The sequence below is a fragment of the Microbulbifer taiwanensis genome, from assembly GCF_014904815.1.
GTDB lineage: Bacteria > Pseudomonadota > Gammaproteobacteria > Pseudomonadales > Cellvibrionaceae > Microbulbifer > Microbulbifer taiwanensis.
This window is the reverse complement of the sequence record NZ_JACZFR010000056.1, coordinates 1-26,109: the sequence shown is the minus strand read 5'-3', so window position 1 is coordinate 26,109 and position 26,109 is coordinate 1. Positions and strand designations below refer to the sequence as shown.

Sequence of the window (26,109 nt, the reverse complement as noted above, 5' to 3'; positions counted from 1 at the left end):
GGCCGGAATCCAGGTGCCACCGAACTGGATACCGGCCTTCGCCGGTATGACGAGACAATAAAAGCTTGTTTTGCAACAGAGTATCTACAGGGGGATCAGCCCGGGAACTGTTCGACGGTCTCCAGTAGCAGTCGCACCTTGGCCAGGCATTCCTCATGCTCTGCGGCGGGATCCGAATCGGCGACGATACCGCCGCCGGCGGCGCAGGTGATGCGGCCATCGCTGGCCGTGAAGGTGCGAATGGCAATATTGGTGTCGGCGCGACCGCAGCTGCTCAGATACCCGACACTGCCGCAATAGGCCCCGCGCGGGCTCGATTCCAGCTCGCCGATAATCTGCATGGCGCGGCGTTTGGGAGCACCGGTGATGGAGCCTCCGGGGAAGCAGGCGCCCAGCAGATCGGCGAAGCTGTATTCCTCCGACAGCTCGCCGGTAATGGTACTGACCAGGTGGTGGACATTGGCGAAGCTGGCCAGCTGGAACAGCTGCGGTACCCGCACGCTGCCGCGCCGGCACAGCTTACCAAAATCGTTGCGCAGCAGGTCCACGATCATCAGGTTTTCCGCCCTGTCCTTGGCGCTCGCCTGCAGTGCCTTTGCGACGCGGGCGTCCTCGGCAGCATCCGAATTTCTCGCAGCCGTGCCCTTGATCGGCTCTGTCTGCAGGCTGTTGCCGTCGGCGCGGATAAAACGTTCCGGGGACAGGCTCAGCAATTTGCCCCGGGGCAGGTCCATATAGGCGGAAAAAGGCCCGGCAGCGCGGCCGCGCAGGGCCAGGTAGGCGGCGAAGAGATCACCCTCGTAGCCGGTACCAAATCGCTGGGTAAAGTTGGCCTGGTAGATGTCACCGGCGGCGATATAGTCCAGGATCCTGGCCACCCTGGCCCGGTAATCTTGCGGGGTGAACTCGTGCTCGAAGGGGCCAAGCAGTCTGAAGGCCCCCTCTCTGGGCTCCGTCTGCCAGCGCACCGCGGTAAGGCGGGCAACCAGGTCACGCACCTGTACGCGGGTACAGGCCGGGTGGAACACCAGATGGCTGGCGCACAACTGGTGATCGACGATCAGGGCCCAGCTGTAGAGGCCGAAAAAGCCTGCGGGCAGATCTGTTGGGCGCCGGTCGTAAGGCAGGAAATTGCCCTGCATACCCAGCTCGTAACCCGCATAGCCAATGGCGCCTCCGCAGAAGGGCAGCTGCGCATCCATATCCTGGGGGCTGAGTTCGCACAAGAGGTCGTCCAATTGCACAAATGGCTCGTCGCTGTCCGCCTGCAATTCCAGGGTCTGGATCGGATCCGCGCTGATAATGTCGTAGCGCCCGCCGCTTGCCAGCGGGCGACCACTGTCCAGCCATACGGGGGCCGGAAGGTCGGAGACCGCCTGGAAGGCGACGGCGGTGTTAACGGAGTAGGGCAGGGAGACGATTTGCATTACAGAATACAGGCGACTGAAGCCGGAAAGCGGCGCACATTAGCGTAAACCGGCTGCAACGACCACCCTGTTTGTCTTCCGGCTTTCATCACACATCACCGACCATTCAATCGACGCGCCGCTCGATACCGGCCTGGGACATCAGGCGCGTGGCCAGCTCCTCCACTGACAGCTGGGTTGCATTCAGGAAGGGCACCTGCGCCCGCCGCAGCATTTGCTCCACCTGCCTGACCTCGAACTCGCACTGCTCCATTGAAGCGTAGCGGCTGTTGGCGCGCCGCTCCTGGCGTATCTGCATCAGTCTGCGCGGATCTATGGTGAGGCCGAACAACTTGTCGCGATAGGGGCGCAGTATCTTCGGCAGGGCCGTCGAATCCATATCCTCTTCGGTGATGGGGTAGTTGGCGGCGCGCAGTCCGAACTGCAGGGCCAGATACAGGCAGGTCGGCGTCTTGCCGGAGCGCGATACGCCGACAAGGATGACGTCGGCGCGCTCGAACTCGCGCACACGGCGACCGTCGTCGTTATCCATCGCAAAGTGCACCGCCTCGATGCGGTCGCTGTAGCGGCGGTCGTTGGCAATGCCGTGGGAAACGTTCACCGACTGCGCGGGATCGCGGCCGAAAAGGTTGGCCAGGGGTGTCAGGTAACTCTCGAATACGTCCAGCATCAGTGCGGAACTGCGGTGCAGTTCCTGGCGAATCTGGTGGTCGACGATGCTGGTAATCATGATCGGCTGCAACCCCGATTCCGTCGCCGCCTTCTCGATCCTGCGCAGGACCTGTTGTACCTTCTCGCTGGAATCCACGTAGGGCAGGGTGACCTGCTCCACCTGTTGATCGCGGAATTGTGCCAGCAGGCTGTGACCTATGGCTTCCACCGTCAGGCCTGTGCCGTCGGAAATAAAAAATGCGGTGCGTTTGTCAATGGCCATGTGTCTTCCGGATCCAGTTTGCCAGACGGCAGTGTAATGCGTTTTGACGCTATGGTCGCGCCGATTCTTGTAGAAAATTTACAACAGGATTTTACATTTTATCCGCGTTTTTCGGGCTATTTTTTACAAGCCTCATCCTTATAATCGGGCGCCTTCAATCCTGCTGCAGAGGGTCTTCACTTGACGAACTTCACCATCGAATTCGCACAACTGGGTATGGGGGATGTCGACAAGGTCGGCGGTAAGAACGCATCGCTCGGCGAGATGATCTCCTCCCTGGCCGGCGCCGGGGTCAGCGTGCCCGGCGGCTTTGCCACCACCGCGGATGCCTTCCGCGCATTCCTGGCCCACGAGAAACTGGAGCAGCGTATTGCCGAGCGCCTGCAATCGCTGGACGTGGGTGATGTGAGTGCGCTGGCCAAGGCCGGTGAAGAGATCCGCGGCTGGATCCTGGATACGCCTTTCCCGGCCCAGCTGGAACAGGAGATCCGGAATGGCTACGAGGCCCTGGGGGGCGGCGAGACCGCAGTGGCAGTGCGCTCCTCGGCGACCGCAGAGGACCTGCCGGATGCCTCTTTCGCCGGCCAGCAGGAGACCTTCCTGAATATCCGCGGTATCGACGCGGTGCTGCAAGCGGTGCACGAGGTATTCGCGTCCCTGTATAACGACCGCGCCATTGCCTACCGGGTGCACACCGGCTATGCCCACGCCGGCGTGGCCCTGTCGGCTGGTATCCAGCATATGGTACGCAGCGAGACGGGCGCTGCCGGGGTGATGTTCACCCTGGATACCGAAAGCGGCTTTCGCGATGTGATCTTCATTACCGCCGCCTTCGGCCTCGGTGAGACTGTGGTACAGGGTGCGGTCAATCCGGATGAGTTCTACCTTTACAAGCCAGCCCTGGATGCCGGCCGCCCGGCGATACTGCGCCGCAACCGCGGCAGCAAGGCGATCAAGATGGTCTACGACCAGAGCGGCGACTGTGGCCGCTCGGTCAAAACAGTACCTGTGGCCGATGAGGACCGCCAGCGTTTCGCCCTCAGCGACGAGGAGCTGACCAGCCTGGCCCTGCAGGCACGCAAGATCGAGGAACACTACGGCCGCCCGATGGATATCGAGTGGGCCAAGGACGGCGATAGCGGCGAGCTGTTTATCGTCCAGGCGCGCCCGGAGACAGTGCGCTCCCGCGATCAGGGCACCAGCATCGAACGCTACCATCTGCGCGAAAGGGGTGAGGTGCTCTGCGAGGGTCGCGCCATCGGCCAGCGTATCGGCGCAGGCCCGGTGCGCGTGCTGGAATCCGTCGAGGATATGGCGGCGATGCAGGACGGCGAGGTGCTGGTTACGGATATGACCGACCCGGACTGGGAGCCGGTGCTGAAAAAGGCCAGTGCCATTGTCACTAACCGCGGTGGTCGCACCTGTCACGCGGCAATCATCGCCCGTGAATTGGGTATTCCCGCCGTGGTGGGCTGTGGCGACGCCACTGAGAAGCTGGCGAGCGGCACGCCGGTGACAGTGTCCTGCGCCGAGGGTGACGCCGGCTTCGTGATGTCCGGTGAATTGAATTTCGAACGCGAGGAGACCGAAGTCAGCGAGATGCCGGATCTGCCGTTCAAGATCATGCTGAATGTCGGCAATCCGGACCGCGCTTTTGCCTTCAGCCACCTGCCCAACCAGGGCGTGGGCCTGGCGCGACTGGAGTTTATCCTCAACCGCATGATTGGCATTCACCCCAAGGCGCTGCTGGAACTGGACAGCCTGCCGGACGAACTGCAGCAGAATATTCGCGAGCGCATCGGCGGCTACGCCTCGCCGGAAGACTTTATTGTCGAGAAGCTGGTCGAGGGTATCGCGACCCTGGCCGCGGCCTTTGCGCCCAACCGCGTCATAGTGCGCCTGTCGGACTTCAAGTCCAACGAGTACGCCCACCTGGTCGGCGGACAGCTGTACGAGCCCAGTGAGGAGAACCCGATGCTCGGCTTCCGCGGTGCGGCCCGCTACCGCTCGGCGGACTTCCGCCAGTGTTTCGCGCTGGAGTGCCGCGCGCTTAAAAAAGTGCGCGACGAGATGGGGCTCACCAATGTGGAGATCATGGTGCCCTTCGTACGCACTCCCGAGGAGGCCGCCGAGGTCGTCGGCCTGCTGGCCGAGAACGGTCTCAAGCGGGGCGAAGGTGGACTGAAAATCATCATGATGTGCGAGCTGCCTTCCAACGCGCTGTTGGCGGAGGAATTCCTGCAGCATTTTGACGGTTTCTCCATCGGATCCAACGATCTGACCCAGTTGACCCTGGGCCTGGATCGGGACTCCGGCCTGGTGGCGGACCTGTTCGACGAGCGCAATCCGGCGGTCAAGGCGCTGCTGTCCCGTGCCATTCAGGCGTGCAAGAAAGCCGGCAAATACGTCGGCATCTGCGGCCAGGGCCCTTCAGACCACAAGGATTTCGCCCGCTGGCTGATGGATGAGGGGATAGACAGTGTTTCCCTGAACCCGGATACCGCAGTTGATACCTGGCTATTCCTGGCCAATCAGGAAGATTGATTTTTCACCTGAAGCGGCCCGGTTGGGCCGCTTTTTCCTTGTAAGACGCCCGGCGCACATACAAAAAATCCCATCTTAACCCGATCGCAATACGACCGATTCTTAGACTCCTGTTGCAGTGTCACAGGTCAATTGCCCGATTTTTTCCTGCTATTTCTGTGGCTGTTTCTTCGGGCGCACCTTAAGTTCAAGCGCCATCCCAATAACTCTGCGATCGCAGAGAATAATTCAATCTAAGCAACCAAAATGCCCTCGATAGAATCGAATTAGCCCAACGCCGGGGGCACAATGCAGAAACTGCGTTGGTCTCTTTGCGCAAAGGGCGCTTTCCCGGGGCGGAAAATTACCAAGCAGCGCCGGGAAACAAGGTTGATTCCGGGCGGGCTATTTTTTCGGCCGGGCGTTTTCAATCGGATAGAGTCGTTGAGGTGAGCCATGCACTCGAGAAGACGAAATCAGAACCCACTTGTATTCGCCAACCTGGCACTCTGCCTGGCATTTATCTTGGCCCTGCCTTCGGCCTTGGCCAATCCCCGCGGTGTCAACTGGTTTGACGACCAGGCGGCAATGAACTCCTCTGGATCCGCATCAATCAAAATCAACTTGAGCGAGCAGCGCGCCTATTTCTATAAGGGCGGCAAGCTTGTAGGTGTGTCCAAGGTGTCGTCTGGCAAGAAAGGTTACAGCACTGGTCCCGGGCATTTTCGCGTACTATCGAAACACCCCAATCATCGCTCTACGATTTATGGTAGCTTTGTCGATATGCGCACGGGCCGAGTCGTCAAGGCCGACGTGAATACGCGCAAGGACCGCCGCCCGCCGGGAACCTACTACCGCGGCGCCAAGATGAATAACTACATTCGCTTTAATGGCGGTATCGGTCTGCACGCTTCCGGACATGTACCCAACTATCCCGCCTCCCACGGCTGCGTACGCATGCCGCCGCATATGGCACGGAAGTTCTATCAGCATGCCCGTGTCGGCACTCCGGTAAGGGTGAGCTACTAGTCGCCAAGGCCTGTTTGGAACTTGCGGTCAGTCCGGCCGCGCACAACCGGGTGTTATCCATGGCGGTAATGCCCGGTATTTCATTCCCAAACTGCAGTCGGCCAAATGAATCGCTATTATCTCCCTCTCCAGTAATTTCATTGAAAGAGGGAACCCATGGCTATTTCCACTCCAGACCTCTGCGATGCCCACCCCGAGCTGGTGCAGGTCGTCGAGCCGATGTTTATCAACTATGGTGGCCGCGAGCAGTTTGGCGGACAGATAGTGACCATAAAGTGCTTCGAGGATAACTCCCTGGTGCGCGAGCTGGTAGCGGAGGTAGGGAAAGGCAAGGTGCTTGTGGTGGATGCCGGGGGCTCCATGCGCCGCGCCTGCCTCGGCGACATGCTGGCAGAGAAAGCCTGCGCCAACGGCTGGGAAGGTATCGTCATGTACGGTTGTATTCGCGATGTGGACCAGATTTCTGGACTAGAGTTAGGAGTACAGGCACTGGGAACACACCCGATGAAAACCGACAAGAAAGGGATCGGCGAGAGAGATCTGGCCGTGACTTTTGGCGGGGTGACCTTCAGGCCTGGTGAATATCTTTACGCAGACAATAACGGCGTTATCGTTTCCCCGCAGCCCCTGGCAAGCGCGTAAGGCGGAAATCCGGCGCCGAGAGCAGAAGACTAGAGCTTATAAACTTGGTAGTACCGGAAACACTCGTATACGGGCTGGTCCTCCTGTCGGCGCTGGCCCACGCCGCATGGAACGCGGTGGTCAAACACAGCGCCGAGGGCTTCCTGCAGCTGGCGATGATCCGCAGCGTCGGCCTGTTAATTGGCATGGCGCTTGCGACGCAGCTGCCACTGCCGGGACCGGAAGCCTTCGGATTCCTGCTGGGCGGGGCACTTTTTCAGTATCTCTATTTTTTCCTGCTGACCCACTCCTACCGCGCCCTGGACTACGGAACGGCCTATCCCATTGCCCGCGGCGTGACGCCGCTGCTGGTGGCGATGGCGGCGCTGCTGTTCCTGGATGAATCCCTGTTGCCAATGCAGCTCACCGGTGTGCTGCTGGTCACCTGCGGCATTTTCGCATTGATCCTGAAAGAGCTGCGGGTATCGCGCGGCGGCATACTCTTGTCACTGGGTACCGGAATTGCCATCACCGGTTATACGACACTGGGCGCTGCGGGCGTACGCGCCGTCGCCCACCCCCTGAGTTTTGTCGCCTGGCTGGAGATACTTTCGGGCGCGGGTATTCTGCTCGCAGTCCTCCTGACCCAGCCGCTGCGCGGCTTTGCCTTCGCGCGCACAAACCTGCTGCGGGGCTCTGCTTCCGGTGTCCTGGCCTCGGGCGGCTTCGCCATCGCGCTCTGGGCAACATCCGTTATGCCGGTGGCCGCCGTCGCCGCTACCCGGGAGGCCAGCATCCTCTTCGCCTCGGTGATCTCCGTCTACGTCCTGAACGAGCGCTTTTCCACCCGCCGGTTGATTGCCGCGCTGATTATCTTTACCGGAATAGGCGCCCTGGCAATCGCGTAAGATCGTCACCTATCATTGTCAGCTGATGCCCGTCACCGACCCGCGGCGCGTTTTTTCGTGTTGCGGCTCTCTGTCACATGGATGGTGAAAATGAGCGACCTGCGTAAAAAGTGGATCACCGGCCCACTGCACAACCTGATCAAGAAAGTTCTGCCGCCAATCTCCGACACAGAGCGCGAAGCCATGGAAGCCGGCGAGATCTGGTGGGATGCACAGCTGCTGTCCGGCAAGCCGGACTGGGAGCAGCTGCTCAAGATGGGGCCACCGACACTGAGCGAAGAGGAGCAGGCCTTTCTCGACGGCCCGGTTGAGGAGCTGTGCCGCATGGTGGATGACTGGAAGATCAGTTTCGAGGACCGCTGCATTCCCAAGGATGTCTGGGATTACCTGAAAGGGGAGCGCTTTTTCGGCATTATCATCCCGAAGGAATTCGGCGGGCTTGGCTTCTCTCCAACGGCTCACGCGGAGATAGTCACCAAGATTTCCACCCGTAGTACCTGTGTCGGCGTCACCGTGATGGTGCCCAACTCCCTCGGACCGGGGGAGCTGCTGATGGCCCACGGTACCGAAGAGCAGAAGCAGTACTACCTGCCGCGCCTGGCCGACGGTCGCGAGATTCCCTGTTTCGGGCTGACCAGCCCCGAGGCCGGTTCCGATGCCGCCGCCATGGTGGACAGTGGTATCGTCTGCTACGGCGAGTACAAGGGCGAGAAGACACTGGGTATGCGCGTCAACTGGCACAAGCGCTATATCACTCTGGGCCCCGTGGCCACCATACTCGGCCTCGCCTTCAAGCTCTACGACCCGGACCATATTCTCGGCGACCGGGAGGCGCTGGGTATCACCGTCGCCCTGGTGCCGACGGATACGGAGGGCGTCACCATCGGCCAGCGCCACCTGCCGGCCATGCAGGCGTTCCAGAACGGACCCAACTGGGGCAAGGATGTATTTGTGCCGATGGAGTGGATCATCGGTGGCCAGGAGAATGTCGGTCGCGGCTGGCATATGCTGATGAGCGCGCTGGCCGCCGGGCGCGGTATCTCACTGCCATCCCTCTCTACCGGCGGCGCCAAAATGTCCGCGCGCACCACCGGCGCCTATGCCCGCATCCGCGAGCAGTTTGGCATTCCGATCGGCAAGTTCGAGGGGGTGCAGCGGCGCCTGGCAGAGATCGCCGGCATCGCCTATGTGCTGGATAGCGCACACAAGACCACCACTCGGGCCCTGGACCAGGGGCGCAAACCGGCAGTCGTGTCGGCCATCATGAAATTCCACGCCACCCAGGGCCTGCGCCAGGCGATCGACGACGCCATGGATATCCATGCCGGCAAGGCGATCATGGACGGGCCACTGAACTATATCGGCAACGTCTACCGCGCAGTGCCGGTCGCCATAACGGTCGAAGGGGCCAATATCCTCACCCGCAGCCTGATGATATTCGGCCAGGGCGCCATCCGCTGCCATCCCTACCTGCTGGAGGAGATGATGGCGGCCGAAAACCCGGACAAGGAAGCCGGTATAGAGGCACTGGACGAGCTGCTGCCAAAGCATCTCTGGTTCCAGATCAAGACATTTGCCCGCGCCGTTTTCCACGGCTGGACGGTCGGGCTCTTTGCCAGCAGTCCCCGGGGGGTGGGCAAGGCAGCCAAGTACTATCGGCAGCTGAACCGCTACTCGGCGATACTGACCCTGGTCACAGAGGTATCGTTGATGTCCCTCGGCGGTGAACTCAAACGCAAGGAATTGATCTCCTCGCGCCTCGGCGATGTCCTGAGCGAGCTGTACCTGCTCAGCTGTACCCTGAAGCGCTTCAAGGATGACGGCAGCCCGAAAGAGGATCAGCCACTGCTGGAGTTCGCCATGCGCGCCGGCCTGCACCGTATCGAGGTCAGCCTGCTGGAGGTGTTCCAGAATTTCCCCCGCCATTTCCTCGGCCAGCTGATGCACTTCCTCACCATGCCATGGGGGCACAGCATACACACGGCATCCGATCGCCAGGCACGCGCTTGCGCGGAACTCTTGATGACGCCTTCCGAGACCCGCGACCGGCTGACCAGGGGCGTCTTCCTGGGTAATCCCGGCGATGGCGTCGACCTGGTGGAGCAGGCTTTCAACAGGGTCTGCGCCAGCGAAGAGGCCAGGGAAAAACTGAAGAAGGGCGGTATCCGCGCCCTGAATCTGCAGGCGGTGGATGAGGGCCTGGACAAAAAGCTGATCAGCGAGGAGGAAGCCGCGAGCCTGCGCGAAACCGCCGACGCGGTGGATATGGCGATTCAGGTGGATCACTTCGATAAGCTGAGCCCGGTCAAGTCCGGCGCACTGTAGGAGCGGCCCATGGCCGCGATCATGCCGGGGAAGGCTCACTACACCGACCGGCCATGGGCCTTTCCTACAGAAACGATTTTCTCGCGTAGGTGCCAATGAACCAGTCTGCCACTGACAAACCTCAGCGATTCGACTGCGCGGAAAAGTGTGTGGACGCAGTACTGGAAACGGTCGGCAAGCGCATCGTGCTCGGCCTGCCGCTGGGCGTCGGCAAGGCCAACCATTTCGCCAACGCCCTCTACGCGCGCGCTGCCGCAGATGCATCCATCTCCCTGACGATCTTTACCGCGCTGACCCTGGAGAGGCCCATAGGGTACGGCGAGATAGGCCGGCGCTTTGTACAGCCACTGCTGGATCGCCTCTACAACCGCTACCAGGACCTCGGCTATACGCCCGCGCGCCGCAGGGGGCTGCTGCCGAACAATATCGAGGTGTGCGAATTTTTCATGCAGCCCGGCGCCTACCTGGACAATGCCAACGCACAGCAGAATTACGTGAGCGCCAATTACACCCATGTGCCGCGGGACCTGTTGGATCGCGGCGTCAATGTGATTGCCCAGATGGTGGCGCCGGGCGGGCAGGGCGACAACTACAGCCTCAGCTGTAACCCCGACCTGACCCTGCCGCTGCTGGAAATGGCGCGGTCGCGGGACCAATACCAGCTGCTGCTGGTCGGCGAGGCCAATGCACAGCTGCCTTTTATGGGGGGCGACGCGGAGATCCCGGCGACGGACTTCGATTTCCTGCTCGAGGGCGAAACCTTTGACACTCCGCTCTTCGCGGCACCATCCCTTCCGGTCGATCTGACCGACTATGCGCTCGCCTTCCATATCGCTAGCCTGGTTGCCGATGGCGGCACCCTGCAGGTGGGTATAGGCGCGCTCGGGGATGCTGTCTGTCACGCGCTGCGACTACGCCAGACCGACAACGACCTGTTTCGCGAGATGGTGCAGGACCTGACCAGCGACGACACCCTGCAGTTGCGGCAGAAGTTGCCGCCAATGCTGGAACCTTTCCGGCAGGGACTCTACGGCGCCAGTGAAATGGTGCCGCCCGGCTTCCTGCACCTGCGCCGCGCCCGGGTGATGACGCGCGAGGTCTACCCGGATGCGGCCCTGCAAAAGCTTATCGACAGCGACGAAATTTCCACTGCCGTCAACGAGGAGACACTGCTGGCGCTGAAAAATTGCGGCCGCATTAGTTGCCCGCTCACGCCCGGCGATACGGCGTTTCTGCAGAAACTCGGCATAGTCGATCCCAGTTACAGCTGGCGCGGGCACAAGCTGCTGACCCCGGAGGGGGAGGAAGAGGAATGCGACCTGCACAGCGAACACGGGCGGCGGCGCCTGCTGGGGAGTTGCCTCAACAAAAGAATATGCGGGGGCACCTGGCTGCACGGCGGGTTTTACCTGGGTCCGGAATCCATGTACCGGGAGCTGCGCGAGCTGCCCGATGAAGAGCGCGCGGGCATCTGCATGACGGCGATCGATTTTATCAACGACCTGCAGCGGGACCGGGAAATGAAAAGCGCCCAGCGCCAGAAAGCCCGTTTCATCAACTCGGCCATGATGGTCACACTGGCCGGCGCCGTGGTATCGGACGGTCTTGCGGACAACCAGGTGGTGAGCGGAGTAGGGGGGCAGTATAACTTTGTGGCTCAGGCCCACGAGTTGCCGGGCGGGCGCTCCATCATCGCCCTGCCCAGTACCCGCCTGAGCAGCGGGGACCGCAAGAGCAATATCGTCTGGGAATACCCGCACACAACCATTCCCCGGCACCTGCGCGATCTAGTGGTTACGGAATACGGCGTCGCCGACCTGCGTGGCAGGAGCGACAGGGATGTAATGGTGGCGATGCTGTGTATCTGCGACTCGCAGTTCCAGGAAGGGTTACTGGAAAAGGCCAAGAGCGCGGGCAAGGTGGAGAAGGACTATACACTGCCGCTGGAGTTCACTGCCAATACGCCGGACAGGATCAATGCCGCCTTCAATGACGCAAAGCGCCTGCAGTTGTTGCCCTATTTCCCGTTGGGCAGCGACTTCACCGATGAGGAGGCGCTGCTGGCCATAGCCCTGAAACAACTGAAAGCCGGCAGCAGGCACTGGTGGAAGACGTTGCCCCTGGTGCTGGCCGGGCGTCGGCTGTGGAGGGACCATTCAGAGAAGCACGCCTGGATACACCGCTGCCTGAAGCGCATGGAATTCGAGCGTACCGACACCTACGAACACCGCCTCGAGGGTTATGTGGTCGCGGGGGCACTGCACAGGTTTATCGACCTGCGCCGCCCGCTGCGCCAGGATTGAAACAAAAAAAGGGGCCACAAAGTGGCCCCGGAAGTGAGTGAAAAATACAGAGGTTGGCGATTCTCGCTCTTTCTGAACCCTGTTCGCCGTAATTAGCCGAACTGGTTCATGGTGTTGTCTTTACCCGCGGCCTTCAGCGCGGCCTCCCCGGCAAAGTACTCCTTGTGGTCGTCACCCATATCGGAGCCGGCCATGTTCTGGTGTTTGACACAGGCGATACCCTGGCGGATCTCCTTGCGTTGTACACCTTCGACGTAACCCAGCATGCCCTTCTCGCCGAAGTACTCTTTCGCCAGGTTGTCGGTAGACAGGGCGGCGGTGTGGTATGTCGGCAGTGTGATCAGGTGGTGGAAGATGCCTGCTTCGCGGGACGCATCCGCCTGGAAGGTGCGGATCTTCTCATCGGCCGCCGCGGACAATTCGGTATTGTCGTACTCGGCGCTCATCAGCATGTCGCGGTCGTAGGCGGAAACATCCTTGCCTTCCTCTTTCCAGGCATCGAATACCTGCTGGCGGAAGTTCAGGGTCCAGTTGAAGGACGGGCTGTTGTTGTACACCAGCTTGGCATTCGGAACCTGCTTGCGGATTTCGTCCATCATGGCGCCGATCTGGCGCACATGGGGCTTCTCGGTTTCGATCCAGATCAGGTCGGCACCGTTCTGCAGGGAAGTCACGCTGTCCAGAATGCAGCGCGCCTCGCCGGTGCCCTGGCGGAACTGGAACAGGTTGGAAGCCAGGCGCTTGGGACGCAGTAGCTTGCCGTCGCGGTTGATGATGACATCGCCATTGGACAGGTCACCGGGAGCCACCTCTTCGCAATCCAGGAAGGCGTTGTACTGGTCGCCCAGGTCGCCGGACTCCTTGGTCACGGCGATCTGCTTGGTCAGGCCGGCGCCGAGGGAGTCGGTACGGGCGACGATTACGCCGTTGTCGACACCCAGCTCCAGGAAGGCGTAGCGCACGGCGCGGATCTTGGCCAGGAACTCCTCGTGGGGAACGGTCACTTTACCGTCCTGGTGGCCGCACTGCTTCTCGTCGGAGACCTGATTTTCAATCTGGATGCAGCAGGCACCGGCTTCGATGAACTTCTTGGCCAGCAGGTAGGTGGCTTCCGCGTTGCCAAAACCGGCATCGATATCGGCGATGATGGGCACCACATGGGTAACATGGTTGTCGATCTTGTCGATCAGCGCCTTTTCCGCCTCTTTGTTGCCGGCCTCGCGGGCGGCGTCCAGTTCGCGGAACAGGCCGCCCAGCTCACGCGCATCCGCCTGGCGCAGGAAAGTGTAGAGCTCTTCGATCAGCGCCGGTACTGCCGTCTTTTCGTGCATGGACTGGTCCGGCAGCGGGCCGAATTCGCTGCGCAGGGCGGCGACCATCCAGCCGGACAGGTATAGGTAGCGGCGGTCAGTCTTGCCTTCGAAGTGCTTCTTGATGGAAATCATCTTCTGCTGGCCGATAAAGCCGTGCCAGCATCCCAGTGACTGGGTGTACTTGGTGCAATCCTTGTCGTAGGCAGCCATGTCGTTGCGCATGATATCGGCGGTGTACTTGGCGATATCCAGACCGGTATGGAACTTGTTCTGGAGGCGCATACGTGCCACAGATTCGGGGCTAATGGCGTTCCAGGCGCTGCCATTGGCATCGCAGAGCTTTGCTGCCGCTTCAATTTCCTGGGAGTAGGTGGACATGGCTGTGTTTCCTCAAAAATGGTGACTGCGAATAAGTGTTGAGTATCTTAGGAGTAATGGCATAATTTGCCCAATTTATTGATTTTATTTTCGCTATCAGCCGCACGAATACCGTATGAACCTGGAAAGAGCCGATCTGAACCTGCTGGTCTACCTGGATGTGCTGTTGCGTGAGCGCAATGTAACCCGCGCCGCCAACTACCTGGGCCTGTCCCAGCCCGCGATGAGTAATGGTCTCAAGCGCCTGCGGGAGCTGTTTGACGACCCGCTGCTGGTGCGCACCCGCGAGGGCATGATGCCCACGGAGCGGGCCCTGGAGCTGCAGCCGATGGTGCGCGAGGCGCTGGCTTCCATCGATCGGGTAATCCAGCCCAACCGGGATTTCGACCCGATGGAGGCGCGGCGCACCTTCCGCATTATGGCCAGTGACTACGCCGAATCCACGCTGATTCCCCCGCTGCTGAAGCAGCTGCGCGAGGGTGCCCCGGGTATCAGCCTGGATATCATGACCCCCAGCGACGTCAGTTTCGTGGATGTGGAGCAGGGCAAGGTGGATATGGTGATCAACCGCTTCGACAGCATGCCCCAGAGCTTCCACCAGGCGACGGTCTGGCGCGATTCCTTCTCCTGCGTGATGCGCGCCGATAACCCGATTCTCGGGGACTACAATCTGCAAAGCTATCTGCAGGCCCAGCATATCTGGGTCAGCAAGACCGGCATGGGGGTCGGGGTGGGCGTCAACCCGGAGGACGTACAGCGCCTCGGCTGGGTGGATGAAGCCATAGGGCGCCTGGGTGAGAAGCGCGATATCTCGGTGTTCACCCGCCACTACCAGGTGGCCATGCTGCTGGCCGAGCAGAGTGACCTTCTGGTCACAGTCCCCACGCGCCTGGCCCAGCTGGCCAGCGACAACCCGCGCGTAGTGCGCCGCGACCCACCGCTGGAGATTCCACCGCTGGAGTTGAAGATGGCCTGGAGCCCGCTGCTGCAGCAGAGCGCACCGCACCGCTGGCTGCGGCGGTTGATTCTGGATATCGGTCGACAGCTGTAGAGACTTTCAAGATCTGCCGTCGACACAGAGACAGCAGGGCTTTCGCATTGATCCCTGGGCACAACCGGCTTCTGTGCGGGCGAACCTTGTGTTCGCCCATAGCCGGACCTGGTTCAGGCGGATGACGGCGGGGCCTGTGTCCGGATAAAATTCAGAATGTGAATAGCGGAAATTCCGCCTATAAATTAGCGATATGACGAAGCGGCTGTTTAGAATGCCGCAACTCTAACCTTTGAGTTCCAACAATCTGTGAGAGGCCCGGAAATGACGGAACGAGTCCAAATCGGCGAACTTCAAATCGCATCAGCGCTGCACAAACTGGTCAACGAGGAAGTGATTCCCGGTACCGGGGTCAGTGCCGATGTCTTCTGGGCCGAGTTTGAAAAGATTGTCCGTGACCTGGCGCCGGTGAACCGCTCATTGCTGGAAAAACGCGATCAGATACAGGAAAAAATTGATCACTGGTACAGCGACAATCCCGGCGCCTACCGTGACCTGGAGAAATACAGGACATTCCTGCACGAGATCGACTACCTGGTGGACGAGCCGGCGGATTTCGCTGCGGCCACGATCGACGTCGACGAAGAGATTGCCACCATGGCCGGCCCGCAACTGGTTGTGCCGGTGATGAATGCCCGCTACGCACTGAACGCGGCCAATGCCCGCTGGGGCAGTCTCTACGACGCTCTCTATGGCACTGACGTGATCAGCGAAGAGGGCGGTGCCGAAAAGGGAGGCCAGTACAATCCGGCCCGCGGCGCCAAGGTAGTCCAGTATGCGCGGGAATTTCTCGACCAGTCTGCGCCGCTGACCTGCGGCAGCCACAAGGACGCGGTGGAATACCGTATCAACGGCTCGCTGCTGGAAGTGGAGCTGGCCAACGGCGATATCGCCACGTTGCAGAAGTCCAGGCAGTTTGCCGGCTTCAGGGGCGATATCGACAGTTCGGAAGCCATCCTGCTGAAACAGCACGGACTGCACTTCGAGATCCAGATAGACCGCGAGAGCCCGATCGGCAGTACCGATGCGGCCGGGGTCAAGGATATTCTGCTGGAATCTGCGCTGACCACCATTATGGACTGTGAGGATTCCGTCGCCGCAGTGGACGCGGAAGACAAGGTGGTTGTCTATCGCAACTGGTTGGGCCTGATGAAGGGCGACCTGAAGGAGTCCATCCGCAAGGGCGACAAGACCTTCGAGCGCAAACTGAATGTCGATCGAGAATACACATCGCCAAATGGCAACCCCATTGCGCTGCCCGGGCGCAGCCTGATGTTTGTGCGCAATGTCGGTCACCTGATGACCAACGACGCAGTACTCGATGGCGCCGGCAACGAAGTACCAGAGGGGCTTCTCGACGGCATGATTACCAGCCTCATTGCGCTGCACGATATCCGCGGCAAGAACACCGTAAAAAATTCCCGCACTGGCAGTATCTATATCGTCAAGCCGAAGATGCATGGGCCTGAGGAAGTGGCCTTTGCCAATACGCTCTTCGATCGCATCGAGGACGCACTGGGCCTCGAGCGCAACACCCTGAAGATGGGGATCATGGACGAGGAACGCCGCACCACCGTCAACCTCAAAGCCTGTATCGCCGCAGCCAGGGAGCGGGTGGTCTTTATCAATACCGGCTTCCTGGATCGCACCGGGGATGAAATCCACACTTCCATGCTCGCCGGTCCAATGATCCGCAAGGGCGATATGAAGCAGTCCAAGTGGATCTCCGCCTACGAGGACTGGAATGTCGACGTGGGTCTGGCCACAGGGCTCAAGGGCAGGGCGCAGATCGGCAAGGGCATGTGGCCGATTCCGGACCAGATGGCGGCGATGATGCACGCCAAGCTGGCACATCCGATGGCCGGCGCCAACACCGCCTGGGTACCGTCGCCGACCGCCGCCACGCTGCACGCGCTGCACTATCACAAGGTGGACGTGGCCAAACGCCAGCAGGAACTGGCTGGCCGCCCCCACGCCAGCCTGGACGATATCCTGACGGTGCCGGTGAGCGAGAATACCGATTGGAGTGCCGAGGAAATCCAGCGCGAGCTGGACAACAATGCCCAGGGTATTCTCGGCTATGTGGTGCGCTGGGTGGAGCAGGGTGTTGGCTGCTCCAAGGTACCGGATATCAACGATGTGGGCCTGATGGAAGATAGGGCCACCCTGCGTATCTCCTCCCAGCATATCGCCAACTGGCTGAAACAGGGTGTGGTCACCAGTGAGCAGGTATTGGAAACCATGCAGCGCATGGCTGCGGTGGTGGACCGCCAGAACGCCGGCGATTCCGGCTACCGCGACATGTCGCCCAATTACGACGACAGTATCGCCTTCCAGGCCGCCTGCGAACTGGTTTTCGAGGGCTGCGCCCAGCCGAACGGCTACACCGAGCCGGTATTGCACCGCCGCCGCCGAGAGTTCAAGGCGAAGTTTGCTTAAACAAAAGGCCCCGCGGGGCCTTTTTTGATTGCCAGAATTTCCCGTGAGTGCACCCGGTGCCGTTCCCTGAATTCCCTCTTGACCTTAACCTTGCTTGAGGTCCTAAGCTGCGCGCATCATTCATCGGTATACAGGAACAGCCCGTATGAAAGCAGCAATAGATCTCAATGCTTACTTCCAGCGCATCGGTTATTCCGGCGACGCATCGCCGGACCTGGAGACGGTGAGAGCACTCATCGCCCTTCACACCCAGTCCATCCCGTTTGAAAATCTGAATCCTTTTCTCGGCTGGCCGGTGGAAATCGATCTGCCATTGGTGGAGCGCAAGCTGGTGCGCGAGAGGCGGGGCGGTTACTGCTATGAACAGAACAACCTGTTTCGCGCGGTACTGGAAGGCATCGGCATAACCGTTACCGGGCTGGCGGCGCGGGTGCTGTGGCAGGTGCCGACTAACCACCAGCCGGCCCAGTCCCATATGATGCTGCGCGCGGAAATAGCGGGTATTCCCTACCTGGTGGATGTCGGCTTCGGCTCCCAGACGCCCACCGCACCACTGCGACTGGATATAGAAACCGAGCAAGCCACCAGCCACGGTGTCTACCGGTTGTGCGGGACCGAAGGTGACTATCTGCTGGAAACCAGAATCGATGGACTCTGGTTGCCGGTATACCGCTTCGACCAGAAGAAGAAGACCGCCGGCGATTACAAGGTATTCAACTGGTACTGCTCCACCCATCCGGCGTCGCACTTTGTTCGGGAGCTTGTGGTGGCACGCGCATTCGCCGGCGGTCGCCACACACTGCGCAACCGCGAGCTGAGCTATTACCCGCGCAAGGGGCCGAAGATGGTTTTTAGGATAGCGAGCCCGCAGGAGTTACGCGAGACCCTGGCCGACGTTTTCAAGATAGAGGTGCCCGACGCCCCCGAGGTGGACAGCGCGCTCGCCAGCCTGTTTGCCCCGCGGGAGGAGCAGGCATGAGCCGACTTGCCGTCGTCTACCACTCAGCTACCGGCACCACCGAAATCCTGGCCAAAGCGGTAGCGGCCGGCGTTCACTCGGTCGCGGGCGCCGAGGCAGCGGTGTTGAAGATTGAAGGCACCGATATAGACCGGGGCCGCTACACCAACGGCGAAATAATGCGGCAGCTGGATACCTGCGATGGAATCCTCTTCGGCTCGCCGACTTTTATGGGATCCGTTTCCGCTCAGTTCAAGGCGTTTATGGACGCGAGCAGCGATCGCTACAGCGAGCGTGCCTGGGCGGGCAAACTCGCCGCCGGTTTCACCATCGGTTCCAGTCCCAGCGGCGACCAGCTGAATTGCGTTCAGACACTGCAGGTTTTCGCCAGTCAGCACGGCATGCTGTGGGCTGGCATTGACCTGCCCACCGGCTGGGACAGCTACGGCCGCAATCGTATGGGCGCCCAGTCCGGGCTGATTGCGTTGCAGACAGATGCGGGCGGCGTGCACCGGTTGGACAGGCTCACCGCCATGTATCTGGGCGAGAGGGTGGCGGGGCTCGCCACAGGCCCCACCAGCTAACAGGTCCTCTCCTTTGGCGGGAAGGGCCTGTTCCTTCTCTCTAGAGCGGCGTCCAGGCGTCCTGCCAGTTGGCGCCGGTACCCGGTGCATAATGGTGGGGACTGTTGACGTTGCACCAGCCCCCCTCGGGGAAGGGGCGGCATTGATACCTGTTGCCGTCGCTGCCCAGTACCACCGTCTCCCCGGGCACGTAGCTGCCGATGCCATCGGGGTAGGCGTAGTCGTAATCGCCTCCGCCACTGTCAGTATTGTGCTCGATATCCACACTGGCGCCGTCGCTGAGCTCGCCGTCGCTGACCGTGACCTGGACTGTCACCGTCTGGTTCTGCGCCGGCGACTGCAGGTCCAGTGTCACGGATTCACCGCTGCTGTTGCTGAGACTGGCGCCGCTGCCGGAGACAATCGTCCAACTGTAGCTGAGCGCATCGCCATCCGCATCGCTGGAAGCCGCGGCCGAAAGGTTCACACTGCCGGCGCCCGTCACCGATGCCGGATTCGCACTGACAGCGGCCAGGGGAGCGCTGTTGCCGTCGGGTACCTGGATATCGATTTCGTGGCTCAGATTGAGGCTTGCCTGGGTGTAGACCCGGTTACCACTGGCGGCAGCCACCGGCGAAATATCTCCGCTATCCGGGTCCAGCACGCCGACGCGCGCATACTGGGACTGGCTGTTGATTGTCTGCGCAAAGGCATAGGCCCAGTCGCCGGCCGAAGTGGCCCCGGCCGCAACCGTATGCTGCACACTCTCCATATCGTTACCGCTACCGTTGAACAGGCGCAGTGTCACCGTACTGCCCTCGGCCAGATCGCCCTGGGCGGTAAAGGGCCCCTCGTCGGCCCAGGGGCTGCTGCCGCCATCGCCGAGTATCACATCGGTGCAGGTGTAAAAGGCCTCACCGCTGTCGGAGCGCTGCCAGGTGGTGTAGATCACATGCTTGCCGGTTACCGGGGGCAGGGGACAGTTGAGGGTGTAGCGGCTCTCCGCGCCCAGCGGCACATCGCCCAGGCGGCAGAATTCGAACAGGTCGCTCCACTTGAGTGGTTCATCCGCTGCATAGCCCTGCTGGGTTACATAGAAAATCCAGTCCTGAGTGGCGTGGGGGGCAGTGCCCCAGAACTCGAAATCGAAGGTGCCGTCGGGCTTGGGCGCGATCGGTGTCGCCTGCCAGTCGCCGCGGGCCAGGTCGAGGCCGGCGAATTTGGCATTGCCGCCAGCGCAAAGCTGGCCGTCCGGCACCACATCGCGATGGTTGCCGTGGGCGGCTGCCTGGTTGATGCCATTCCAGTCGTAGAAGGCCTGGGAACCGGCGACCTCCTTGGCGGCGGCGCAGGCCGGATCGGAGGGGTTCTCCGGATTGTTGAGGAAGCAGTTGTAGACACGGCTCTCCGGCACCACCATGGTGCCGTGGGCCAGCAGCCGGTCAGCGCACAGCAGCGTTCCCAGTGCAAGGGTGAGGGGCAGTCCAATACGCATGTTGATGTTTCTCCTTTGTTATTGTTTGTCGCTTTCCCAGGCGCCCCCGTGTAACCACCGACACGCCGGCCGGGGATGCCTGGTGATGTTGCGCAATGAATAACCGATGACAGCGCTGCCATCGGGAGTCCATGCTAACCCCATGTCGACAGATGCAAAGGAAGAAATGCCGCCAAATAGCGGTAGTGAGGGTAAGAATTGCTGAATCTGCGTCGCGGTACGCAGAACTGGCGCGCATTAGATCACGATGCCGGAGTCAGAGTGACAGGCGTCTGAGATTGGCGTCGGCGGCGGCCAGCGGCCAGTCTCGCTCGAATGTGTCCAGCAGCTTGCGCGCGCGCACCTGGTTGTTTCGATGGTAAGTACCCAGCCAACGCTCGCGATCGTCACATTGGAGCAGCTGCAGCCCGTCCGCAAGCGCAAATTCCCAATCCGGTGTATCCACCGTGGCCTGGATCTTGCGGATCTCTATCCGCGTGCTGAGGCGCTGGGCCAGGGCGTGGGTGCGGTGGAACTGGCGCACGATCGGATCGCTGTCGCAAATCAGTATGCGAACCCCGGCAAAGCGGCTACTGCGGGCAAATTCAGACAGGGCCGCCACCACCTTACTGTCGTGATACAGGGGGCGGGCCAGCTGTCCGGAGAAGATACACAAGTCCCGTCGCGCACTGCCCAGGAGCTCTATCAAAGCCGCGCGAAAGCCGGCGATATCCTCCAGGAGCGCAGACTCAGTCAAAGCGGCGCACCATTTTAATGTGCGGAATCCCGGCTTCGGTAAATTCCTCTCCTTCCGCCGTAAAACCGGCCTTGCGGTAGAAACCCTCGGCGTGACACTGGGCGTGCAGATAGACACTTTGATGAGCGTTTTGTCGCGCGTGCTCGCAGATAAATTCCAGCAGGCGAAAGCCGAGGCCACTGCCGCGCTGGGATTTGACCACCGCCATGCGACCGATTTTGCCGGTGCGCGTGATGCGGCCGGTAGCCACCGGCTCGCCTCCCTGCAGCGCGAGAAAATGCTGTGCAGTCTCTTCCTGGTCATCCCATTCGATAGCGGGATCTACATTCTGCTCGAGAATAAACACGGCTTCACGGACAGCGCGAATCTGTTCTCGGTCGCCGTTCCAGTCCGCCGCGCGAATAAGGGTTTCCACGCTCAGTAGTCCTCCGGGGGGTAGATCAGGGTGCCCTGGGACACCAGTTGATCGATAACACCGCCAGTCTGCGCCAGCTCCGGAAAGGCTTCAACGTCGCCGCTGGCAATACTGTGGCTTTCACAGAAGCGCTCGGCGAAGGGCAGGGGGGCCGAAAAGGATTCGCCATCCACAAACAGGGTTTGCGGCTCGCGACAGAAGGCGCAGCGGGAAGCGGGATTCAGCACCAGCTCGGCGCCTTGCGCCAGCTGTTCGCGCCAGTCCTCGGCTTCACCGGCATCCAGTGCCACTGTGTCCGGGTACTTGGCCTCGGTCATCACCGCGCCGAACCACTGGGCGATATTCTGTGGCTGCTGCAGCCAGGCGCCCAATTGCTGCTGCAGGCGGGCGACCGATTCCGCATCAATTTCTGCAGGGGTGCTCGTGGGAGCTATGCCCGGGTCCGAATAGCGCAGGTGCTGGGGCAGGCCGTGGGCGAGCTCTGCAGCCAAGTCTTCCAGGATAGTGCTGGCGGACGGGGCGCGGAAGCCGATGGAAATGGTGGTGCAGGCGCCCTCTGCAATGCCCCAGTGGCTGAATTGCGGCGGCAGGTAGAGCATGTCGCCCGGTTCCAGCAGCCAGCTGTTCTGTGCCTCGAACTCGCTGAGGATATTGAGCGGCGTGCCCTCCAGGCGCGGGGTCGTCTCGTCCGCTTTCTGGCCCTGGTGCCAGAGGCGCTTGCCCTCCGCCTGCAGCAGAAAAACATCGTAGTAGTCGAAGTGAGGACCGACGCTGCCCTTGTCGGCGGCGTAACTGATCATCACATCGTCGAGGCGCCAGTCCGGAATAAAGCGGAAGTACTTCTTCAGCACGGCCACTTCCGACAGCCACTGGTCCACCGCCTGCACCAGCAGCGTCCAGTGGGTGCGCGGCAGCGCCAGGAATTCCTCTTCGGTGAAGGGGCCGTTGCGCAGCTGCCAGGGGCCCTCGTCGCCCTGTTCAAGAACCAGGCGCGATTCGACCGCCTCTTCCAGTGCCATACCCGCCAACTCTTCGCCGGAAATCGGCGAGACGAAGTCGGGGAAGGCGTTGCGGATCAGCAGGGGTTTCTGTTGCCAGTAGTCGCGAAGGAAATCGGCTACGGGCATTTCGCCCAGATGGGTAAGTGGATTCACCACAAGAGTAGGTCCTTAACGGCAGTTATTCGCAGGATGGGCAAAGCGCAGCGTGCCCATCATTTTAGGCTGATGGGCACGCTGCGCTTTGCCCATCCTACAAAAGTGCCGCTCCGGGGCTCTAAATGCTTTTGGCCTGCTCCACGGCATTGCCGATATAGGAGGCCGGTGTCAGTGCATGCAGGGAATTCTTCGCCTCTGCCGGAATCTCCAGGTTCTCGATAAAGGTCTTCAGGGTTTCCCGGGTAATTCCCTGGCCGCGGGTCAGCGCCTTCAGTTTTTCGTAGGGCTCTTCGATGTTGTAGCGGCGCATCACCGTCTGGATCGGCTCCGCCAGCACCTCCCAGGCGTTGTCCAGGTCTTCCGCGAGGCGCGCCTCGTTGATTTCCAGTTTGCCCAGGCCTTTCTGTGTGGCCGCATAGGCAATGACGGAATAGCCTGCACCGACCCCCATATTGCGCAGCACGGTGGAATCGGTCAGGTCGCGCTGCCAGCGGGAAACCGGCAGCTTCGCAGCCAGGTGCTGGAAGACCGCATTGGCGATACCCAGGTTGCCCTCGGAATTCTCGAAGTCGATCGGGTTTACCTTGTGCGGCATGGTAGAGGAGCCCACTTCGCCGGCGACCACTTTCTGCTTGAAGTAGCCGAGGGAAATGTAACCCCAGATATCGCGATCGAAATCAATCAGGATGGTATTGAAGCGCGCTATCGCATCGAACAGCTCGGCGATATAGTCGTGGGGCTCGATCTGGGTAGTGTAGGGGTTCCAGCTCAGGCCCAGGGAAGTGACGAACTCCTCCGCGTTTTTCTGCCAGTCCACATCCGGATAGGCGGAAAGGTGGGCATTGTAGTTGCCCACGGCGCCGTTGATCTTGCCCAGTAGCTCCACCTCGTGAATCTGCTTCACCTGGCGGCGCAGGCGCGCCACCACATTCGCGAGTTCCTTGCCCACGGTGGTGGGGCTGGCGGTCTGGCCGTGGGTGCGCGACAGCATCGGCACATCGGCGAAATTCTTCGCCAGATCGGCGATTTCGCTGACGATCTGGTTCATCGCCGGCAGCAGCACCTGGTCGCGCCCGGCGCGCAGCATCAGCGCGTGGGACAGGTTGTTGATGTCCTCGGAGGTGCAGGCGAAGTGCACGAATTCACCGACCCTGGCCAGCTCCTCGCTGCCGCCGATTTTTTCTTTCAGGAAATACTCCACCGCCTTCACGTCGTGATTGGTGGTGCGCTCGATTTCCTTGATGCGTTCAGCATCTTCCAGTGAAAACTCCGCAACTATGGCGTCGAGCAGCTGGTTGGCCGTATCGCCGAACAGCTGCACCTCTTCAATTTCCGGGTGCCGCGAGAGTTTCTGCAGCCAGCGCACCTCCACTTCCACCCGCGCCCGAATCAGGCCGTACTCGCTGAAGATATCCCGCAGCGGTGCGGTTTTGCTCTCGTAGCGTCCATCGATGGGGGAGACCGCGGTAAGGGCGGATAGCTCGACTGTCATGATTTCTCTCCGGAATGTAAATTTGCAGATTCTAGTTGCGCGATCAGTGCGTCGGTCGCGGCTAAAAGTTTCTTTCGCTGGAACAACAGGTGCAGGCGTCGACCGCCCAGCTGGCGCCACAGGGTCGCAGCGCGCACGCCGGCAAACAGCATGGTGCGAATCTGGTTGGCGATGCGCTGCTGTTGCAGGTAATTGAAATCCCCCAGCACCTGGATGCGAAAGCGGAAGGTGCTCAGGGTGTCACTGTAGATGCTGGCGAGATTGGAAAATACATTCTCGTGGGTCAGGCTGAAATGCTCGGCCTGGGTTTTGGCCTTGTCCAGCCGACTGCCGATAATCGCCAACAGGTCGTTCTTCTTGCTCAGCTGGCGCTGCAGGTACAGGATCGACAGGGCGTAGCGCAGGCAGTCGGTGTACTCCGGGTGCTGGCGGGATTGCAGCAGCTGGCGGGAGACTTTCAGGCCCGGCAGCAGTTTGTCCGCACCGCCGAACACCGCCTCGGCATTGTCCGGGTTCAGCTGGAACAGGCTGTAGATACCCGTCTCCAGCTGCTCCTGGGGCGCGTTGCCTGTCTTCGCCAGACGCTCCACCAGGGTTGCGGACTGGAATATGCCCGCCAGCGCCAGTGCCTGTTCCCGCCAGTTGCTCAAGTTCGCTCCTTAATTCTTCTGATACTTCTCGGGCAGGGCCTTGCCGATACCGGTGGCCTTTTCAATCACGGCGCCGCCGAGACAGATTTCTCCATCGTAGAGCACCATCGACTGACCGGGTGTGATCGCGCGCTGCGGCTCGTCGAATGTCACCTGGAGATCGCCGTTTTCCCTGGCCTTTACAGTGCAGTCCTGGTCCGGCTGGCGGTAGCGGGTCTTGGCCCTGCAGCGCAGTCCCTCTTGGGCGTGGACCGCGGCCGGTGCCGCGCCGTTGATCCAGTGGGTCTGGGTCGCCTCCAGTCCGGTGGCATAGAGCAGCGGGTGGTGGGCGCCCTGGGCGACGATCAGTATATTGCGCTGCAGATCCTTGCCCAGTACGTACCAGGGTTCCTCGCCGGCGCCCTTGACACCGCCGATGCCCAGCCCCTGGCGCTGGCCGATCGTGTGGTACATCAGGCCGGCGTGGCGGCCCATGACCTCCCCTTCGGGGGTCTCCATATCGCCCGGTTGCGCCGGCAGGTACTGCTCGAGGAAATCCTTGAAGCGGCGCTCGCCGATAAAGCAGATGCCAGTGCTGTCCTTCTTGTCGTGGGTAATAAAGCCATTTTCCTCGGCGATGCGGCGCACCTCCGGCTTCTCCAGCTCACCCAGCGGGAAGAGGGATTTGGCAAAGGCGGCCTCGTCCACCGCGTGGAGGAAATAGCTCTGGTCCTTGTTTGCATCCTGCCCCTTGAGCAGGTAGGTGCGGCCGTCGATATCCCGGCGCCGGGCATAGTGGCCGGTGGCGATGGCATCGGCCCCCAGCACCTCGGCGTACTCCAGGAATACCTTGAACTTGATCTCGCGGTTGCAGAGGATATCCGGATTCGGCGTGCGCCCGGCCCTGTACTCGGCGAGGAAGTACTCGAATACGTGATCCCAGTATTCGGCGGCGAAGTTGGCGGTGTGCAGCTTGATCCCCAGCCGCTCACAGACCGCCTGGGCATCGGCCAGGTCCGCCTTGGCGGTGCAGTACTCGGTGCCGTCGTCTTCGTCCCAGTTCTTCATGAACAGGCCCTCCACCTGATAGCCCTGCTGTATCAACAACAGGGCGGCTACGGAGGAGTCCACGCCGCCGGACATGCCGACAATGACACGCTGGGGAGGGTCGCTCTGGGGCTTATTGGTGGTGGTTTCAGGCATAGAAGAGGGTGATCAGCTACTACTGGGCCATAAAAAGGGGGCGAATTTTACCCGTGAAAGGGGGCTGTGACCAAGACTGCTTTGATCTCCCCCTATAGCTTAGTGGTGATAAGGCGTGCTCAGCTGCGTCGGCGGGGCCCCCGGGGGCCCCGCCGGGGGCTGGCCGGGGGGGCTGCGGAGGCCTGCTGCGGTCGCTGTTCCCCCGGGTGC

At 61.1% G+C, this 26,109-nt stretch carries 20 protein-coding genes; 10 read left to right on the top strand and 10 right to left on the bottom strand.

What is annotated here, in order from left to right:
- Positions 1–95 precede the first annotated feature (95 nt).
- Both pabB and ppsR read right to left on the bottom strand, forming a co-directional pair.
- A complete protein-coding gene (gene pabB, locus IG627_RS18075; RefSeq protein WP_193194254.1) occupies positions 96–1,427 on the bottom strand; it encodes an aminodeoxychorismate synthase component I in 1,332 nt (443 codons plus the stop codon).
- Between the two features lie 106 nt (positions 1,428–1,533).
- Positions 1,534–2,361 (bottom strand): posphoenolpyruvate synthetase regulatory kinase/phosphorylase PpsR, encoded by an 828-nt coding sequence (gene ppsR, locus IG627_RS18070; RefSeq protein WP_193194252.1) that lies wholly within the window; start codon positions 2,359–2,361, stop codon positions 1,534–1,536.
- 180 nt (positions 2,362–2,541) lie between these two features.
- Here ppsR and ppsA point away from each other — a divergent pair, with 180 nt between their 5' ends.
- From ppsA to IG627_RS18040, 6 genes are all read left to right on the top strand, one after another.
- Positions 2,542–4,905 (top strand): phosphoenolpyruvate synthase, encoded by a 2,364-nt coding sequence (ppsA, locus tag IG627_RS18065; protein ID WP_193194250.1) that lies wholly within the window; start codon positions 2,542–2,544, stop codon positions 4,903–4,905.
- Between the two features lie 435 nt (positions 4,906–5,340).
- The gene (locus IG627_RS18060) at positions 5,341–5,913 is read left to right on the top strand and encodes a L,D-transpeptidase (RefSeq protein WP_193194248.1); all 573 of its coding nucleotides are present in this window, start codon (positions 5,341–5,343) and stop codon (positions 5,911–5,913) included.
- A 156-nt stretch (positions 5,914–6,069) separates the two neighbouring features.
- Positions 6,070–6,555 carry a ribonuclease E activity regulator RraA gene (gene rraA / locus IG627_RS18055; RefSeq protein ID WP_193194246.1) on the top strand — a complete coding sequence of 162 codons (486 nt, stop codon included), beginning with the start codon at positions 6,070–6,072 and terminating at the stop codon, positions 6,553–6,555.
- A 44-nt stretch (positions 6,556–6,599) separates the two neighbouring features.
- Entirely contained in the window at positions 6,600–7,442 is an 843-nt protein-coding gene (locus IG627_RS18050) for a DMT family transporter (RefSeq protein WP_193194244.1), read from the top strand.
- 57 nt (positions 7,443–7,499) lie between these two features.
- Positions 7,500–9,767 carry an acyl-CoA dehydrogenase gene (locus tag IG627_RS18045; RefSeq protein WP_319024605.1) on the top strand — a complete coding sequence of 756 codons (2,268 nt, stop codon included), beginning with the start codon at positions 7,500–7,502 and terminating at the stop codon, positions 9,765–9,767.
- 149 nt (positions 9,768–9,916) lie between these two features.
- Positions 9,917–12,070, top strand: coding sequence for an acetyl-CoA hydrolase/transferase C-terminal domain-containing protein (locus IG627_RS18040; RefSeq protein ID WP_319024604.1), 2,154 nt, complete (start codon positions 9,917–9,919; stop codon positions 12,068–12,070).
- Between the two features lie 92 nt (positions 12,071–12,162).
- Here the strand turns inward: IG627_RS18040 and IG627_RS18035 are convergent, their stop codons facing one another.
- Positions 12,163–13,761 (bottom strand): isocitrate lyase, encoded by a 1,599-nt coding sequence (locus tag IG627_RS18035; protein WP_193194239.1) that lies wholly within the window; start codon positions 13,759–13,761, stop codon positions 12,163–12,165.
- 115 nt (positions 13,762–13,876) lie between these two features.
- On the opposite strand from IG627_RS18035, the gene IG627_RS18030 reads away from it, so the two are divergent.
- The 4 genes from IG627_RS18030 (at position 13,877) to IG627_RS18015 (ending at position 18,793) form a co-directional block, all read left to right on the top strand.
- On the top strand, positions 13,877–14,812 hold the full coding sequence (locus IG627_RS18030; protein WP_193194237.1) for a LysR family transcriptional regulator: 936 nt from the start codon (positions 13,877–13,879) through the stop codon (positions 14,810–14,812).
- Positions 14,813–15,076: 264 nt separating this feature from the next.
- Complete coding sequence (locus tag IG627_RS18025; protein ID WP_193194235.1) at positions 15,077–17,251, top strand: malate synthase G; 2,175 nt, start codon at positions 15,077–15,079, stop codon at positions 17,249–17,251.
- A 145-nt stretch (positions 17,252–17,396) separates the two neighbouring features.
- Positions 17,397–18,230, top strand: a complete 834-nt coding sequence (locus tag IG627_RS18020; RefSeq protein WP_193194233.1) for an arylamine N-acetyltransferase family protein — start codon at positions 17,397–17,399, stop codon at positions 18,228–18,230.
- Positions 18,227–18,793 (top strand): flavodoxin family protein, encoded by a 567-nt coding sequence (locus IG627_RS18015; protein WP_193194231.1) that lies wholly within the window; start codon positions 18,227–18,229, stop codon positions 18,791–18,793. The genes IG627_RS18020 and IG627_RS18015 overlap by 4 nt, the downstream gene beginning before the upstream one ends.
- Positions 18,794–18,833: 40 nt before the next feature.
- Here the strand turns inward: IG627_RS18015 and IG627_RS18010 are convergent, their stop codons facing one another.
- The 7 genes from IG627_RS18010 to mnmA all read right to left on the bottom strand — a co-directional run bounded on the left by IG627_RS18010 (position 18,834) and on the right by mnmA (position 25,899).
- A complete protein-coding gene (locus IG627_RS18010; protein ID WP_193194229.1) occupies positions 18,834–20,267 on the bottom strand; it encodes a lytic polysaccharide monooxygenase auxiliary activity family 9 protein in 1,434 nt (477 codons plus the stop codon).
- A gap of 256 nt (positions 20,268–20,523) precedes the next feature.
- Positions 20,524–21,003 (bottom strand): DUF7931 domain-containing protein, encoded by a 480-nt coding sequence (locus IG627_RS18005; protein WP_193194227.1) that lies wholly within the window; start codon positions 21,001–21,003, stop codon positions 20,524–20,526.
- Complete coding sequence (locus tag IG627_RS18000; RefSeq protein WP_193194225.1) at positions 20,996–21,418, bottom strand: GNAT family N-acetyltransferase; 423 nt, start codon at positions 21,416–21,418, stop codon at positions 20,996–20,998. Before IG627_RS18000 ends, IG627_RS18005 begins: the two co-directional genes overlap by 8 nt.
- Before the next feature lie 2 nt (positions 21,419–21,420).
- On the bottom strand, positions 21,421–22,545 hold the full coding sequence (locus IG627_RS17995; protein ID WP_226865405.1) for a cupin domain-containing protein: 1,125 nt from the start codon (positions 22,543–22,545) through the stop codon (positions 21,421–21,423).
- A gap of 148 nt (positions 22,546–22,693) precedes the next feature.
- Complete coding sequence (gene purB / locus IG627_RS17990) at positions 22,694–24,067, bottom strand: adenylosuccinate lyase (RefSeq protein ID WP_193194221.1); 1,374 nt, start codon at positions 24,065–24,067, stop codon at positions 22,694–22,696.
- Positions 24,064–24,717, bottom strand: a complete 654-nt coding sequence (gene hflD / locus IG627_RS17985; protein ID WP_193194219.1) for a high frequency lysogenization protein HflD — start codon at positions 24,715–24,717, stop codon at positions 24,064–24,066. Before hflD ends, purB begins: the two co-directional genes overlap by 4 nt.
- 9 nt (positions 24,718–24,726) lie before the next feature.
- On the bottom strand, positions 24,727–25,899 hold the full coding sequence (gene mnmA / locus IG627_RS17980; protein ID WP_193194217.1) for a tRNA 2-thiouridine(34) synthase MnmA: 1,173 nt from the start codon (positions 25,897–25,899) through the stop codon (positions 24,727–24,729).
- Positions 25,900–26,109 lie beyond the last annotated feature (210 nt).

What these genes read in the sequence shown, in the direction of transcription:
- pabB (WP_193194254.1), bottom strand. Translation starts at nt 1,427, where the DNA reads ATGCAAATCGTCTCCCTGCCCTACTCCGTTAACACCGCCGTCGCCTTC.
- ppsR (WP_193194252.1), bottom strand. Translation starts at nt 2,361, where the DNA reads ATGGCCATTGACAAACGCACCGCATTTTTTATTTCCGACGGCACAGGC.
- IG627_RS18060 (WP_193194248.1), top strand. Translation starts at nt 5,341, where the DNA reads ATGCACTCGAGAAGACGAAATCAGAACCCACTTGTATTCGCCAACCTG.
- rraA (WP_193194246.1), top strand. Translation starts at nt 6,070, where the DNA reads ATGGCTATTTCCACTCCAGACCTCTGCGATGCCCACCCCGAGCTGGTG.
- IG627_RS18035 (WP_193194239.1), bottom strand. Translation starts at nt 13,761, where the DNA reads ATGTCCACCTACTCCCAGGAAATTGAAGCGGCAGCAAAGCTCTGCGAT.
- IG627_RS18030 (WP_193194237.1), top strand. Translation starts at nt 13,877, where the DNA reads ATGAACCTGGAAAGAGCCGATCTGAACCTGCTGGTCTACCTGGATGTG.
- IG627_RS18025 (WP_193194235.1), top strand. Translation starts at nt 15,077, where the DNA reads ATGACGGAACGAGTCCAAATCGGCGAACTTCAAATCGCATCAGCGCTG.
- IG627_RS18020 (WP_193194233.1), top strand. Translation starts at nt 17,397, where the DNA reads ATGAAAGCAGCAATAGATCTCAATGCTTACTTCCAGCGCATCGGTTAT.
- IG627_RS18015 (WP_193194231.1), top strand. Translation starts at nt 18,227, where the DNA reads ATGAGCCGACTTGCCGTCGTCTACCACTCAGCTACCGGCACCACCGAA.
- IG627_RS18010 (WP_193194229.1), bottom strand. Translation starts at nt 20,267, where the DNA reads ATGCGTATTGGACTGCCCCTCACCCTTGCACTGGGAACGCTGCTGTGC.
- IG627_RS17995 (WP_226865405.1), bottom strand. Translation starts at nt 22,545, where the DNA reads ATGCCCGTAGCCGATTTCCTTCGCGACTACTGGCAACAGAAACCCCTG.
- purB (WP_193194221.1), bottom strand. Translation starts at nt 24,067, where the DNA reads ATGACAGTCGAGCTATCCGCCCTTACCGCGGTCTCCCCCATCGATGGA.
- mnmA (WP_193194217.1), bottom strand. Translation starts at nt 25,899, where the DNA reads ATGCCTGAAACCACCACCAATAAGCCCCAGAGCGACCCTCCCCAGCGT.